Raw genomic sequence first — 15,067 nt, 5'->3', positions numbered from 1 at the left:
CTTGATGCCCTTGAATCGACTCAACGCCGGTGGCGCCGCATCGAGAGGTTCGAGTTCTGACTGCCAGGAAGCGAAGGCGTCACCATCGATCGCCGAGCAGACCGACCCTGGGGCCGGCCTGCCTTGATCAGCGACCGGCCACAGCGATCTTGTTGGCGTCGCCGCCGAAACGCTTGACCAGCGTCGCGTAGTAGGGCGAGTTGCGCAGCTGGGCGTACTTGGCCTTGGCTTCGGTGCGGCGTTGCACGTCATAGCCGTAGGTTTCGGACTGCTCGACGGCGGCCAGACCCGATTCACGATAGATCTGCAGGTCGGCCAGTACTTCCGCACGGGTCACTTGGCTGGGCGTGTTGACCGGCTGGGTGTGGGGGTTGTCATTGGCCATTGCAGCGCCGGACACCAGGGCCACGGACGCGAACAGGGCGGAAGCGATGAAGTTCTTGGTGCTCATGATCTTTCCTTTCAAATTCAGGCCGCAGGGCTTTGAGGGCGGAGGGCAGAGGGACGTTGGAGTCGAATGACTTCGGGTTGGTTCGACGCGTCGTTTTGATTTGTCGATGGGTGAACGATAGAGCATTAGGGTTCACCCTTAAATCCGGTTCCTCGCAACAGACCGTTGAAAAGATCGGAACAATCCCGCGTGGATTTGCGCAGGTCAGGTGGAAATGGCTGGTAGCCGCACAGATCCCCCAACTGGGCACATGCCGGCGGGCGGGCCGCGCTTCCCCGCGCACCAGCGGCAGTGAACGCAGCGTCGCGACGTTGGGCGTCTGCGAATTCCTGTGCGTGACGGGGGAGTCATTCCCCGAATGAACGCCTTCATCGTCTGCCTGAGCATGCCGGACCTGGAGCAAGCACGGCGATCAGCACGCCACGCTCTGACCCACGTCGCCTGGTCGACGCGGAGCGATCAACCCGCACCGATCAGCCGCACCGATCAACTTGCACCGATCAACCCGCACGGATGGAGGCGCACGGTCAGGCGTCGTACCCGACCCCCCCGCGACCTCACTGGCCGTGATGGTCCTGCATGCCCTGGTGGTGGCTGAGGAACAGTCGGCCCTGGAACCATTCGGTCCAGCCGCCGGCTTTCAGTCGGTCCAGCACCGGGCCCTTGACCTCGCTGAGGTCCAGCCGCCGACCCTGACGGGCCAGGGTTTCGTGAAGCTCCTTGAGCGCGCTCAGACCGCTGAAGTCGATGCTGTTGACCGGGGACATCTGCAGCAGCACCCGCCGCGTTTGCGGATGGCTGTCCAGATGGGCCTGGACCACGTCGGCCAGGCTGCGGCCGTTGAGGAACAGCAGGCTTTCGTCGATGCGCAGGCTCAGCACCTCCGGGTCCAGCAGCACCTGGTAGCGCTCGACATTGCGATAGTGCTCGGTGCCCGGAATGCGGCCGATCAAGGCCACATGCGGCCGCGCACTGCGCTGCAGCAACAAGGCGATGGCGCCCAGCACGCCCAACCCCAGCGCCGCCGTGATGCTCACGCCCAGCACCAGCAGGGTGACCGCCCACATGAGCAGCGCCTCGGTGCGGTCGTAATGCCAGGCGTCGCGGTAGGGGCCGAACTTCAGGCCCGACAGCACCGCCACCATGATGCTGGCCGCCAGCACCGGCTTCGGACACCAGGCCAGGACCGGCGACAGCGTCATCAGGGCCAGCCCCATCAAGCCCGCCACGAACACGCCCGTCATGCGGGTGCGGCTGCCCGCGTCGCTCATCAGCACGCTGCGGGAGAAGCTGGCGGCCGACGGCATGCCGCCACTCAGCGCCGCCGCGAGGTTGGCGCCGGCCAGTCCCATCAGCTCGCGACGCGCATCGACCCGCTGCCCGACCCGTCGGGCCAGGGACTCCGCCACCGCCAGGCTCGACACATAGCCCAGCAGCGCGATCAGCGCCGCGCCGGGCAGCAGCGCGGTCCAGAGCGCCGGATCCAGGCGGGGCGGCGTGAAGCTGAGGGCCAGCGGCGGCAAGGTGCCGACACGCGACAGACCCAGCGGGTCCCACCACCAGGTCAGTGCGATGGCCGCCAGCAGCACCACCAGCGGGGCGAGCCGGGAAGCCATGCCCTTGGGCAACCGTCGCACGAGGATGAGTGCAGCCAGCGCCGCGACGCCGAAAGCAGCGCTGGTGCCGCGCCAGTCGAAACCGTGCGCCGCGGCGGATTGCCACAGTTCGGGCAAGGTGGCACCGCCTGCGCTGGAGCCCAGCAACACGGGCAACTGGCTGGCCGCAATGGCCAGGGTGGCGCCCGTCTCGAAGCCATGCAGCACTGGCACCGACAGCAAGGCCGCCAGCGCATGCAGCCGCAGCAGCGCGGCCGCGGCCAGCAACAGGCCCACCTCGGCCGACAGCACCAGCGCCGCCTCGCTCGGACTGACGCCGGCGGGTGCGAGCTGCAGCGTCTGCAGAATCATCAGCGCCAGCACCGCCACCGGGCCGATGTTGAGGAAGGGGCTGGACCCCAGGGCCGCATACATCAGCGGCGGCAGCAGGCTGGCATAGAGCCCCACCTGCGGTGGAAGTCCGGCGAGCATGGCGTAGGCCAGGCTCTGGGGAATCAGCAGCACGCTGACAACGACGGCGGCGATCAGATCGTCGCGCAGGGCGTCGCGCACATACAGGCGGACGGCAGCGGCGGAAACAGGCATGGGCACGGGTGTCCGCGCCGGGGAGCGGCGCAACGCGCGGCAGTATAGGGCCGTGACCTCCAAGGCCCCGACGACGCACGGCCCTCGGCGGTCCGTGGTGCCCAGTCGATCACGCGATCGGTCGCCGGTGACCGCGCAGGCCGTGGGGCTTCCCTCGATCGCTCCATCGTTCCATCGTTCCATCGCTCGGTTGATGTGTTGCTCGGTTGCTCGGTTGCTCGATGGTCTGTTCGCTGCCGCGTACCGGCGCCAACGGCATGGCGGACAAGGCGTCATGCGGACGATGAGGAAGGCGAGGTGGCCGGTGCTGCCGATTCCACCGATCCCACCGATGCTGCCGATGTTGCCGATGTTGCCGATGAAGTCGGGGTTGTCGACGCGATGGATGAGCTCCGTCCGGTGGGCGCCGTGGTTCCAGCCGGCGCGGTCAAGGTCAAGCTGAGTGCCAGCCGCCACTCTTCACCGCGCTCCAGCGGCGTCAGGGTCGGGATGTCGGCCGTCATCAGGCGCAGCGTCACGCCGGGCCGGCCCAGATGCCGAAGCGCGGTGACGGTATGGATGCCGCCCTCGGCGTTGAGTTCCAGACATCGGCCATCCAGCGTGCTCAGCAGGGCGCGACCCGGCCAGCCGACGCATTGGGTCAGATGCCCGCGCGAGGGACGTCGCAGGGTCGGCTCCTCTGGATCCAGGGAGATCTGGAAACTGAATTCGTCGGGCAGACGCAGTTGCCAGCCCAGGCGCCGGATCAGCGGATAGGGGCCGAGGTTGCACATCGAGACCGTCATCGACAGCCGCTGTGGCGCCAAGGTCAGCGATTGGCCCAACTGGTAGGCGGATTCCCCCGGCGAGCGGCTGCAATGCCGGTACAGCAGCTCCACCCGCTCGGGTGTCGATCGGGCCAGTTGCCACGGCACCAGCGACGGGCAGGGACCGATGTCCGGCCAACCGATTGGCGGCCCTTCAGGATGCGGCATCGGCCCCTGACCCGGCGCTTCCACGGTGACATGCCCGCCACCGAAATGCCCATGCTCGCCGCTTTCCAGCGTCTTGATCCAGTTGCGCCGCCGTCCGTTCTCCTGGGAACTGAGGGAGCACAGCTGCCCGCCTCGTGCCGGGGACACCACGGCCCGCCAGTCGTTCGACCGAATCTCCACATCCATCGCTTGCGTCACGTATGCCCCTGTCCAATTCGACGACGGGCAGTATTTGCGACTTAATAAAAACGCAAGGTCGGTTGAGGGGGGTGTTGCCCCTGAATCCCGCAAAAACTCAGCGTTTGGCGCGTCGGTTTCGACGTCGCCGATAGGCTTTCAGAGGCCGGTGATCAGCGACGCGACGCGCTCATCCGACAACCGGATCGGTGCCGCCTGCGCCGGCAGCAGGGCGACCACCGCATGCTCCTGGCGGCTGCTGTCGCGCATGACCGGCATCTGCCGGGGCTCGCCCGCGGCATTGGTGAGGGCCGACACCATCGGCCGGTGGGCCTTGTCGCCGTTGCGCACCACCAGGCCGACCTCGCCGCTGGCCAGGCGAACCAGGCTGCCAGGCGGGAAGATGCCGAAGGCCTTGATCAGCGCCGCGGCGAGCGGACTCTGCGCGGCCATCTGGTGGAGCTCGCGACCCGCCTGTTGCGCGCTCATGGCGGGGCGGTTGGCGCGGCTGCTCAGCCGCGCGGTGTAGACGTCGGCAAAGCGCAGCATTTCCGCCAGCTCGCCGACTTCGCTCAGTCCGATCGGGTAGCCGGAGCCATCCGGCACTTCGTGATGATGGAGCACCGCATCCAGCCAGTCGGCGTCATAGATGCCGGCAGCTTCCAGCATTTCCACGCTGCGGATCGGATGTTCATGGATGGCCTCGCGCTGCATCGGCGTGAGCGGCGAGATCTGGGTGGACAGCCGGGCCTGCAGGTCCAGCATGCCCAGGTTCATGGTCAGTGCGGCCTGGAAGGCGCGGCGCTGTTCCTCGGCGGACCAGCCCAGATAGCGCGCCGCCGCCTGGCAGGCGGTGGCGGCGTGCAGGGAGTGGGTCATGCCGTAATGCCCGCCGCCGCCTTCGGTCTGCCGCACCACTTGCGACAGCGCCATCTCCGGCGAGCAGTGGATCAGCGACAGCATCAGCTCGGTGGCACTGTCCAGCGCCTCGGCCATGCGATCCGGTGCGGCGGTGAGCGCCTTGCGCACATCCTGGGTGCCGCGGTCCCACTCCGCCGGCAATCGGGCCAGCCGATCGGCCTGGCTCTCCGAACGGGCGGGCTTCATGGCGTCCGCCAGTTCGGCCACGTCCACCAGCGCGCCGCGTGCCAGCAAGGCCATCAGCTGCTCGTTGTCGGCGATCACCTGGCCGCGCGCGAGCAGCAGCATCCGCTCGGCATCGCGCACGCTGAAGGGCAGCGGCTGGCCGAGGGTGATCCGGTTCTTCACCGAGGACAGGGAACAGAAACGCATGGGGCGCGGACGACAGGCAAAGGAACGCTCGACCCGCGAACAGCGGGCCGCCGACTCTACATCGGCACCTGCGCCGGGATCTGAAGGGCGACCCTAGGGGCGCCGCTCCAGATGGCCTGCGCGCCAAGGACGTCACGTTCCGGCAGCCGCCGCTTGCCTGGACTCGCCGGCGGTGGTCGTCAGCGGCGGATAGTCGCTGTAGCCGTGCGCATCGCCACCGAACAGCAGCGCGCCGTCGAAGTCGGCCAGCGGCAGCGACTGCTGCAGGCGCATCGGCAGGTCGGGGTTGGCGATGAACGGTCGGCCGAAGGCCACCAGGTCGACCAGGCCGGCGCCGATCAACGCCTGTGCCCTCGCCCGGTCATAGCGGCCGGCGACGATCAGGCGCCCGGTGAACACCCGGCGCAGCGTGTGGCGGAAGTCATCGGGAATCTGCGGGGCGTCGTCCCAGTCGGCCTCGGCCAGGTGGATGAAGCCGATCCCGAGCGCCGACAGCCGCTCCGCCGCCAGCAGGATGGTTGGAATGATGTCGGGACAGTTCATGTTGCGGGCAGTGATGAACGGCGCCAAGCGCACGCCGACTCGGTCCGCGCCGATTTCGTCCGCCACCGCCTTCGTCACTTCTTCCAGGAAGCGGACACGGTGATCGCGGCTGCCGCCGTAGCGGTCGTCGCGCTGGTTGGAGGTGGTGCGCAGAAACTGGTCGATCAAATAGCCATTGGCGGCATGGATCTCCACCGCATCGAAGCCGGCACGGCGGGCGTTTCGGGCGGCAATGCGGAAGTCCTCGATCACCTCGGCGATCTCCTCGAGCGTCAGCGCGCGCGGCATCGGGCAATCCACCATGCGGCCGACGCCGTCGGCCTCCACCACCCAGACCTTCGCGTCCGGCGACAGTGCGGAGGGCGCCACCGGCTGGCCGCCGTCATGGAACGATGCATGCGACATCCGACCCACATGCCACAACTGCAGCGCGATCCGGCCACCGGCGGCATGCACGGCGCGGGTGACCTTCTGCCAGCCCGCGACCTGCGCCTCGCTGTGGATGCCGGGGGTGAAGCTGTAGCCCTGGCCCTGAGGCGAGATCTGGGTCGCCTCGCTGATGATCAGTCCGGCGCTGGCGCGCTGGGCGTAGTAGTCGGCCATCAATGCGTTGGGCACATTGCCGGGCTGGTCGGTGCGGGCCCGGGTCATCGGCGCCATGACGACGCGATGAGGCAGCGCCAGCGGTCCCAGGGTGATCGGCGAGAACAGGTCGGGCGCGGTGGGCGCAACGTGGGTGGATGCAGCTGAAGTGGTCATGAGAACTCCGGAAGGAACTCCAAAAAGGGCCCCGGAGAGCCATCAGCTCGGAGGGGCAACGAAGGGGTGTCGAGACACATCGGTCGGGACATGCGCGCCGCGCGGCCATGGCGACGGCACGAGCCACCGGTTGCAGCGCGATCGGGGACCCAGGCGTTGAGTCACCCGCCGCCGCATTCCGGCAGCACGATGGCGCTACTGAATCAGCGCGCCGCCCTCAACATCGATCACCGTCCCGGTGACGAAGGGGTTGTCGATGGCAAACAGCACGGCAGCGGCCAGGTCTTCCGGACGGCCCACCCGGCCAGCGGGCAACGACGCGGCCGCCTTGGCCAGCATGGCCTCGCGGGCGGCGGGCGCCATGCCGGCGTAGGCCTCGGTGTCGGTCAGTCCCGGGCTCACCGCATTGACCCGCAGCGGGGCCAGCTCCCGCGCCAGCACCTTGGTCGTGATCTCGAGGGCGGCATTCATGGCGCTCTTGACGAAGGTGCCGGGGGTCGGTCGGCGGGCCAGCATGCCCGAGGTCAGGGTGAGCGTGCCGCCGGGGCGCATCCGACGGGCGGCGTGGCGGGCCACATGGACCGCGCCCCAGAACTTGGTGTCGAAGGCGGCGCGGGCGGCTGTCAGATCGAGGTCGATGAGCGCGCCTCCCGGGGCCGATGAGCCGGCGGTGAACACGACATGGTCGATCGGGCCCAGCGACTCGAAGAACGTTGCCACGTCGGCTTCTTTGGACACATCCAGCGCGGTGCGACGCCCTGCAGCGATGACCTGCCCGGGTCGTGCCTGCAGCGCTTGCACCACGGCGCGGCCAATGCCAGAGGTGCCTCCGATCACGACGCTGACGGTCTGAGCCTGGAATGCGGATGGGGCTGAAGCGGACGAATTCATGATGCTTTTCAAGGAATATGGAATGACTGCAGTCTGGTGCAGCTCGTTTTCGGGTTGAATCAGCCGGCCGTCGTTTCTTTTTCAAAGAAAATGGAATGATGATTCGTCTGGCTGATCTTGAACTGCTGGTGCGCATTGCCGATCTGGGCAACCTGACCCAGGCCGCCAAATCCTTGGACTGGTCGCCCGCGGCTGCCAGTGCGGCGCTGAAACGGCTGGAGGCGGACCTCGGCTTCGCTGTCTTTGTGCGCAGCACCCGCAGCCTGCGGCTGTCGGGGGAGGGGCAACGCTATCTGCCGCATGCCCGCCAGGCCCTGCAGGCCTTGAGCGACGGCCAGTCCCAGGCGCTGGCCAGCCGCGAGCGGCTCAGTGGTGAATTGCATCTGGCGGTGCCCTCCGACCTGGGGCGCCATGTGTTGCTGCCCTGGCTGGAGCAGTTCCAGGAACGTCATCCCGACCTGTCGCTGCGGCTGCAGATCGGCGACTCGCTGACCGATCTCAAGCGCCGACCGGTCGACGCCGCCGTGCGCTACGGCCTGCCGCCCTCCAGCAGCCTGGTGGCGCTGCCGCTGCTGCCGGATTGCCGCCGCATCCTGGTCGCCGCGCCGCACTATCTGGCGTTGCGGGGCATGCCCGCCACGCCGGCAGACATGCGCGACCACGAAGCGCTGCGTTATGTGCTGGCGGACGAGGTGCCGGACAGCTGGCAGATGGAGATCGACGGCGTGGCGGCGACATTGCCGCTGAGCGGCCGGCGAGTCGCGGATGACGGCGAAGTGGTCAAGCGCTGGGCGATCGCGGGGCTGGGCGTGGCCTACAAGTCCTGGCCGGATGTCGCCGGCGAGTTGGCCAGCGGCCAACTGGTGCATGTGAATCCGCACTGGCGCGGCGCGCTCTCACCGCTGAACTTGGTGGTGCCGGGCCGGCATCAGCTCTCGCCGGCCATGCGCGCGCTTCGCGATGAGCTCAGTCGCCGGCTCGATGCCTTTGCTCTGGCGATGCCGCGCTGAAGTACGTGGATGTCGGTCGATCGTGCCCCGCGGCGCAGACTCGAATGAGGGCGCCGACTTGCCGACGTCCTGACGCGCCTTCGGACCGATGCCCTCGCCGCCGCCGCCGCCGAAGGATCAATCCTGCAGCGAGGCACGCAAGCCCGGCGGCGTTTCATGGCAGGCGCAGGCTTCGCCATGTGCGGCCGACACCAGTTCCTGCAGGATGCCGCAGGCATGCGCGCCATGGTCCGCATCGCAGCGGGTCTGCAGCGCCACGAGTTGCGCTTCCAGCGCGCGCATGCTCTGCAAGCGGGCTCGCACCTTGCCGAGCTGCGAGGCCACGAGGCCGTCCACCCGGCCCAGCACCTCGGGATCCCGGCTCTCCAGACTGCCCAGCAACAAGCTCACATCCGCCAGTGACATGTCCAGCGCCCGGCAGTGCCGGATGAAGGCCAGCCGCTCCAGGTGCGGATGCGCATAGTCGCGATACCCGTTCTCGCTGCGCGCAGGCGGCGGCAGCAAGCCGCTCTTTTCATAGAAGCGGATGGTCTCGATGTCCACGCCGGTGGACTTGCTCAATTCGCCGATGCGCATGGGGTGAAGGATAGACGCTTGACCTTGGAGTGGCTACAGACTGTTCAATCGACCCCATGGCACATCAGGAACCCCTCCCCACGTCCGAATCCCCGGTGCGCGATCCGTCGACCGCCGGCCATGCCGCGCGGCAGGTCGAGCCGCCGTCGCATTCGAACGCCCATGCGCAACCGCATGCGCACCCGTGTCGCCAAGGGTCAGGTGATGCCGGTGGCCCAGCCGATGGCGGCCAGGAAGGCATCCCGGCGAAGGCGAGTGATCACTCGCATGCTGGCCACGACCACGACCACGACCACGACCACGACCACGACCACGGACACGACCACGGACACGGACACGGACACGCTCACCACGACCACGCCGGCCATCGCCACACGACATCGGGACCGGATGGCCATGCGGCGCCCTGCTGTGGGAGCCCCTCGCCGAGCGCCGCTGCGTCGACGGCGTCCGCCGACGAGATCGCGTGCTGCGGCGGTTCGGCAGGCGCCGCGACCTCAGCGGTGCCGCCCGCGTCGCTGGACGGCGTGGATCTCACCGGCACGACGCGCCACCGCTACTACATCGCCGGGATGGACTGCCCGACCGAGGAGGGACTGCTGCGGCGCCATCTCCAGCAACGCGAAGGCGTGGTCGCGCTGCAGTTCGACCTGATCAACCGGATGCTGGATGTCCATCACCGGCTGACGGACGACGCGCCCCTGCGTGCCGCCATCGAAGCCGCGGGTCTGCGCGCCGAGACGGTCTCCGCCAGCGCCCCGCCGCCCGAGCCGCCGCCGGCGGTGCCGACCGCCCTGCGCTGGCGAATGGCGTTGGCTGGCGTCGCCGCCATCGCGGCAGAAGCGTTGGCCTTCGCCGGCCTGTCCGAATCCGGGCCGGTCGTGATCGCCCTGGCGGTGGCGGCGATGCTGCTGGGCGGCCTGCCCACGCTGCGCAAGGGCTGGATTGCGTTGCGCAGCTTGACCCTCAACATCCATTTGCTGATGAGCCTGGCGGTGATCGGCGCGATCGTCCTGGGCCAGTGGCCGGAGGCGGCGATGGTGGTCTGGCTGTTCGGGCTGTCCGAGATGATGGAAAGCCTGAGCCTGGCCCGCGCCCGGGATGCCATCCGTGCGCTGACCCAGTTGGCGCCCGAGGTGGCCTGGGTGAAGGCGCCCGATGGCCGCTACAGCGCGCGCCCCGCCGCCGAGGTGCCGCTGGAGGCGACCGTGCGGGTGCCGCCCGGCGAGCGGGTGCCGTTGGACGGCCAGGTGCTCGCCGGCCGGTCCAGCCTGAACGAGGCCGCGCTCACCGGCGAGGCGATGCCGGTCGACAAGGCCGTCGGCGATCCCTTGCTGGCCGGCAGCATCAACGGCGACGGCTTGTTGGAGATGCAGGTCACTGCCGCCAAGGGCCACACCTTGCTGGATCGCATGGCGGCCGCGGTGCAGCAGGCGCAATCGCAACGCGCCCCGACGCAGGCCTTCATCGACCGCTTTGCCCGCATCTACACGCCGGCGGTGGTGCTGGCCGCCGTGCTGCTGGCGGTGCTGCCGCCGCTGTTCGGGCTGGGCAGTTGGAACGACTGGCTGTACAAGGGGCTGGTGCTGCTGGTCATCGCCTGCCCTTGCGCGCTGGTGATTTCCACGCCGGTGACCATCGTCAGCGGCCTGGCTTCGGCGGCGCGGCGCGGCATTCTGATCAAGGGCGGTCTGTACCTGGAAAGCGCCCGGAAGATCCGCACCCTGGCGCTCGACAAGACCGGCACCCTGACCGAGGGCCGTCCGCAGTTGGTCACCGTGCAGCCGCTGTATCCGTCCATCGGGGCGGACCAGGCGCTGCACCTCGCCGCCCGGCTGGACGCCGGCATCACCCATCCGCTGGCTGCGGCCATCGTCGCGGCCCATGCCCAGCGGCTGGGGACGGTGCTGGAGCCGGTTCAGCAGCTGAAGAACCTGCCCGGACTGGGCATGACCGCTCTGGTGGACGGCCAGGACCATGCGATCGGCAACGAGCGGCTGGCGGAAAGCCGCGGTGCGGTCGACGACGAAGCCCGCGCCGCCGCCCGCAGCCTGCAGGCGCAGGGCCACACGCTGGTCTGGCTGATGCGCGGCCCGCAGACCGTGGCCTTGCTGGCGCTGTCCGACACGCCGCGCCCGGAGGCGGCGGAGGTGCTGGCCCGGCTGCGCGCGCGCGGCCTGGCGCTCACCATGCTCAGCGGTGATCAGCGCCCCAGCGCGGTCGCGATGGCCGAGCGGCTGGGCCTGGCGGCGTCCGATGTGCGCGCGCCGCTGTTGCCGCAGGACAAACTGGACGCGGTGGCCGCGCTCTCGGCGCAAGGTCCGGTGGCCATGGTGGGCGATGGCGTGAACGACGCTCCGGCCCTCGCCCGGGCCGACATCGCCATCGCCATGGGCGCGGCGGGCAGTGCGACCGCGCTGGAAACCGCCGATATCGCGCTGATGCAGGACGATCTGCGCAAGCTGCCGGAACTGCTCGATCTGTCGGAGCGGGTCTCGCGCATCCTCAGCCAGAACATCGCATTGGCGCTGGGCCTGAAGGCGGTGGTGGCGGTGATGACGCTCATGGGCATCGGATCGCTGTGGCTGGCGGTGCTGGCAGACGCCGGTGCGAGCCTGCTGGTGGTGCTCAACGGCCTGCGGCTGCTGCGCAAGCCGCCCTCCGAGCGCTGATGCTCAGAAGGGCGGCGTGTCCCGAGGTCATCGCCCATCGACATCAAGGAGGCGGCAACAGGCGCCATCGGCGTCCTTCGCCGCTTCTACGGTGTTTGTGCGCGGTCAGGTGGAACGTCTGCCGTGAGCTCCGTCACCTAGGGGCACCCCTAATGCGGCGGGACGAGATCAAGCTGACCTTTCGCTGACAATAGCGCGCCTGCCGCTGGCAGGCCCCAAAGGATCCACCGATCCGGGGCCTGGACCAGCGGCAAGCGCCTTTTGATTCGTTTCCTGTCGCCTCAGCCGTTGCGTGTCCACATGTGCGGCGCGGGCCGACCGCCCCCTGCTCTTCCTGATCTCATCGGAGCGTCGTTTGAACAAAATTCAAACCCCCGGAGCGCCGCACACCATCCTCGGCCAACCCGACAGCCTGTTCGTCCTGTTCTTCACCGAGATGTGGGAACGGTTCTCCTACTACGGCATGCGGGCGCTGCTCGTGCTGTACCTCATCTCCGAGACGTCCAAGGGCGGCTGGGGCTGGTCCCGCGAAGACGCCACCAACCTGTATGGCTGGTACACCATGCTGGTGTACTTCACCCCGATCCTGGGCGGCTACATCGCCGACCGCATCCTGGGCACACGCCGCTCGGTGGTGCTGGGCGGCTTCGTGATCGCGGCCGGCCACATCGCACTGTTCTTCGACACCCAGACCACCTTCTTCGTGGGCCTGGGTCTGGTGATCATCGGCACCGGCCTGTTCAAGCCCAATATCTCGGCCATCGTCGGCCAGCTGTATGACAAGGACAACGAAGGCGCCCGCGACGGCGGCTACACCCTGTTCTACATGGGCGTGAATGCGGGGGCCTTCTTCGGCATCTCGCTGTGCGGCTACATCGGCGAGAAGATCTCCTGGCACTTCGGCTTCGGCCTGGCCGCGGTCTTCATGATCCTGGGCGCACTGCAGTTCTGGCTGAGCCAGGGCATCTTCGGCAAGATCGGCGGCCCGCCGGACAAGAACGCCCCGCTGGTCGACCCGACGGAAAAGCTGGACGACACGCCCGCCCATGTGGTGCGCGACCGCCTGATCGCGATCTGCGTGTTCTCCTTCTTCACCATCTTCTTCTGGTTCGCCTTCGAGCAGGCCGGCGGTTCGATGACCATTTTCGCGGCCGACTACACCGACCGCACGCTGGTCGGCACCAGCGGCACGGTCTTCAAGATCGTCAATTCGCTGATGACGCTGATCCCGGTGGGCATCCTGAGCTGGCTGCTGATCCAGCTGATGCGCGGCGGCGGCAAGCGCTATTTGAGCGCCAACCTGCTGCTGGTGGCGGCACTGGCCGGCATCTGGGGCCTGTCGCTGTGGATGCTGGGTCGCGAGTTCGCGATGGAGCAATCCGAGATTCCGGCCACCTGGTTCGGCGTGCTCAACAGCTTCTTCCTGGTGATCCTGGCGCCGATGTTCAGCAAGATGTGGGAGCGTCACTGGAACCCGAGCGGTCCGGTGAAGTTCGGTGTCGGCCTGGTGCTGCTGGGCCTGGGATTCGCCGCGCTGTCGTACGGTGCGACCGGCATTCCGCAGGGCGCCAAGACCGCACAGATCAGCATGATGTTCCTGACGGTGGCCTATCTGCTGCACACCATGGGCGAGCTGTGCCTGTCGCCGGTGGGCCTGTCCTACATCTCCAAGCTGGCGCCTGCGCGGCTGCTGGGTCTGATGTTCGGCGTCTGGTTCGTCAACTCGGCCATTGCCAACAAGATTGCCGGCTCCACCGGCGCCTACATCGACCGGATCTCCGAGACCTATTCGATGTCGATCTTCTTCCTGATCTTCACCATCATCCCGATTGCAGCCGGCATCCTGCTGATGCTGCTGAGCCCGTGGATGAAGAAGCTCATGCACGGCGTGCATTGAGTTCAGGCCTCGCCTGATCCAGAGAACCCGGGCGCTGCCCGGGTTTTTTATGGGCGCATGGCAGATCAAGCGCCTTCACTGGCTTTCAGAAGGTCGAGGTGGGCGATGGCCGATTCACCGATCGCACAACCTTTAAGCCACCAAGCGGATCAACACCATGCACCCGCCGCGAACATTGCACCGCGCCATGCTCGCGAACCCGGCCCCCTGATCGACGGTCTATGCGGCCCTGTCGGCCCCGCTCCCTCTGGTCATACTGGCCCACGCACCGCCGCGAACTTGCACACAGCCGCCCATTACCGGTCAACCAAGCCCTTTGTCAAAGGGACAGGTATTGCCCCTGGGACTTTGCGGGCCAATTTGTACCGCGTACATTCCGCCCCACGCTGCGGTGCACAAGACAACGCGGCGTTTTTGGGAGTGATGCATGGCCGGACCGTTCTTCGAGCGCAAGTCCGTCAGCGGCGCCTTGTTGGCGCTGACGCTGGCGGCCTGCGGACCACAACAACAGCAACAGCCGCAAGGTGGGCCGCCGCCCGTCTCCGTGGCGCCCGCGCTGCAGCGCGAAGTGCAGGAATTCGACGAGTTCACTGCCCGCCTGGAAGCCCCTGACACCGTCGAGATCCGCGCCCGCGTGGCCGGCACCCTCGACAAGGTGCATTTCCGCGAAGGTCAGCTGGTGAAGAAGGGCGACCCGCTCTTCACCATCGATCCCCGCCCCTTCGCCGCCGAAGTGGCCCGGGCTGAAGCCCAGGTCGCCGCCGCGCGCACCGCCGCCGATCTCAGCAAGTCCGACCTCGGTCGCGCCGAAAAGCTGGTGGCCATCCAGGGCGTCAGCCAGCAGGAAATCGACCAGCTCAAGTCCGCCGTGCGCAACGGCGACGCCAACATCAAGGCCGCCGAGGCCGCCTTGGTGCAGGCCCGGCTGAACCTGGAGTTCACCCAGGTCAAGGCGCCGGTGACCGGTCGCAGCTCGCGCGCCAATGTGACGCCAGGCAATCTGGTGACCATCGGCGACCCGGTGCTGACCACCATCGTCTCCAGCGATCGGGTCTACGCCTACTTCGACGCCAGCGAAGCCACCTTCCTGAAGTATGTGCAGGCCACCCGCGCCGGCAACATGCCGTCCCAGCGCACCCAGCCCAACAAGGTGCTGCTGGGCCTGGCCAACGAGCAGGGCTATCCGCACGAGGGCCGCATGGACTTCGTCGACAACCGCCTGAACCCCGCCACCGCGTCCATCCGAGGCCGCGCGGTGTTCGACAACAAGGACGGCTACTTCACCCCCGGCCTGTTCGCCCGGGTGAAGCTGGTCGGCTCCGGCGCCTACAACGCGGTCCTGGTGCCCGAGCGCGCCATCAGCACCGACCAGTCCCGCAAGCTGGTGCTGATCGTCGGCCCCAACAACATCGTGCAGCCCCGGCCGGTCAAGCCGGGTGCGCAGTTCGACGGCTTCCGCGCCGTTGAAGGCGTCAAGCCCGGTGAACTGGTGATCGTCGATGGCCTGCAGCACGCCATGCCCGGCGCCCCGGTGACGCCACAGACCGTCAAGCTCGACGACAAGGGCCACGCCTTGCCGGCACCGCCGGCTGCCGGCGCATCCAAGTAAAGGGGCGCGAGGCC

12 protein-coding genes are annotated in these 15,067 nt (G+C 68.0%); 4 read left to right on the top strand and 8 right to left on the bottom strand.

Annotation, left to right across the window (positions count from 1 at the left end; translation table 11 throughout):
• Window positions 1-127 precede the first annotated feature (127 nt).
• The 6 genes from N4261_RS25760 to N4261_RS25735 all read right to left on the bottom strand — a co-directional run bounded on the left by N4261_RS25760 (window position 128) and on the right by N4261_RS25735 (window position 7,289).
• Window positions 128-451, bottom strand: a complete 324-nt coding sequence (locus tag N4261_RS25760; RefSeq protein ID WP_261758106.1) for a DUF4148 domain-containing protein — start codon at window positions 449-451, stop codon at window positions 128-130.
• Window positions 452-1,008: 557 nt separating this feature from the next.
• Window positions 1,009-2,652: a SulP family inorganic anion transporter gene (locus N4261_RS25755; protein WP_261758105.1), complete on the bottom strand. Its 1,644-nt coding sequence runs from the start codon at window positions 2,650-2,652 to the stop codon at window positions 1,009-1,011.
• Window positions 2,653-2,924: 272 nt separating this feature from the next.
• Complete coding sequence (locus N4261_RS25750; RefSeq protein WP_261758104.1) at window positions 2,925-3,824, bottom strand: aldose epimerase family protein; 900 nt, start codon at window positions 3,822-3,824, stop codon at window positions 2,925-2,927.
• Window positions 3,825-3,962: 138 nt separating this feature from the next.
• Window positions 3,963-5,096 (bottom strand): HD-GYP domain-containing protein, encoded by a 1,134-nt coding sequence (locus N4261_RS25745; protein ID WP_261758103.1) that lies wholly within the window; start codon window positions 5,094-5,096, stop codon window positions 3,963-3,965.
• A gap of 132 nt (window positions 5,097-5,228) precedes the next feature.
• Window positions 5,229-6,398: an alkene reductase gene (locus N4261_RS25740; protein WP_261758102.1), complete on the bottom strand. Its 1,170-nt coding sequence runs from the start codon at window positions 6,396-6,398 to the stop codon at window positions 5,229-5,231.
• Between the two features lie 195 nt (window positions 6,399-6,593).
• A complete protein-coding gene (locus N4261_RS25735) occupies window positions 6,594-7,289 on the bottom strand; it encodes an SDR family oxidoreductase (RefSeq protein WP_261758101.1) in 696 nt (231 codons plus the stop codon).
• A 95-nt stretch (window positions 7,290-7,384) separates the two neighbouring features.
• Between N4261_RS25735 and N4261_RS25730 the strand changes: the two genes are divergently transcribed.
• Window positions 7,385-8,299, top strand: a complete 915-nt coding sequence (locus N4261_RS25730) for a LysR family transcriptional regulator (RefSeq protein WP_354005388.1) — start codon at window positions 7,385-7,387, stop codon at window positions 8,297-8,299.
• Window positions 8,300-8,416: 117 nt separating this feature from the next.
• Here the strand turns inward: N4261_RS25730 and N4261_RS25725 are convergent, their stop codons facing one another.
• Window positions 8,417-8,875 carry a Cd(II)/Pb(II)-responsive transcriptional regulator gene (locus N4261_RS25725; RefSeq protein ID WP_261758100.1) on the bottom strand — a complete coding sequence of 153 codons (459 nt, stop codon included), beginning with the start codon at window positions 8,873-8,875 and terminating at the stop codon, window positions 8,417-8,419.
• A gap of 197 nt (window positions 8,876-9,072) precedes the next feature.
• The gene (locus tag N4261_RS25720; protein WP_261758099.1) at window positions 9,073-9,273 is read right to left on the bottom strand and encodes a hypothetical protein; all 201 of its coding nucleotides are present in this window, start codon (window positions 9,271-9,273) and stop codon (window positions 9,073-9,075) included.
• A gap of 105 nt (window positions 9,274-9,378) precedes the next feature.
• Here N4261_RS25720 and N4261_RS25715 point away from each other — a divergent pair, with 105 nt between their 5' ends.
• From N4261_RS25715 to N4261_RS25705, 3 genes are all read left to right on the top strand, one after another.
• The gene (locus N4261_RS25715; protein ID WP_261758098.1) at window positions 9,379-11,547 is read left to right on the top strand and encodes a heavy metal translocating P-type ATPase; all 2,169 of its coding nucleotides are present in this window, start codon (window positions 9,379-9,381) and stop codon (window positions 11,545-11,547) included.
• A 355-nt stretch (window positions 11,548-11,902) separates the two neighbouring features.
• Complete coding sequence (locus tag N4261_RS25710) at window positions 11,903-13,444, top strand: peptide MFS transporter (protein WP_261758097.1); 1,542 nt, start codon at window positions 11,903-11,905, stop codon at window positions 13,442-13,444.
• A 427-nt stretch (window positions 13,445-13,871) separates the two neighbouring features.
• Window positions 13,872-15,053, top strand: coding sequence for an efflux RND transporter periplasmic adaptor subunit (locus tag N4261_RS25705; protein ID WP_261758096.1), 1,182 nt, complete (start codon window positions 13,872-13,874; stop codon window positions 15,051-15,053).
• The last annotated feature ends 14 nt before the right edge of the window (window positions 15,054-15,067 follow it).

The sequence above is a fragment of the Roseateles amylovorans genome, from assembly GCF_025398155.2.
GTDB classification, from domain to species: Bacteria; Pseudomonadota; Gammaproteobacteria; order Burkholderiales; family Burkholderiaceae_C; genus Roseateles; species Roseateles amylovorans.
This window is presented reverse-complemented; position numbering and strand designations above follow the sequence as displayed.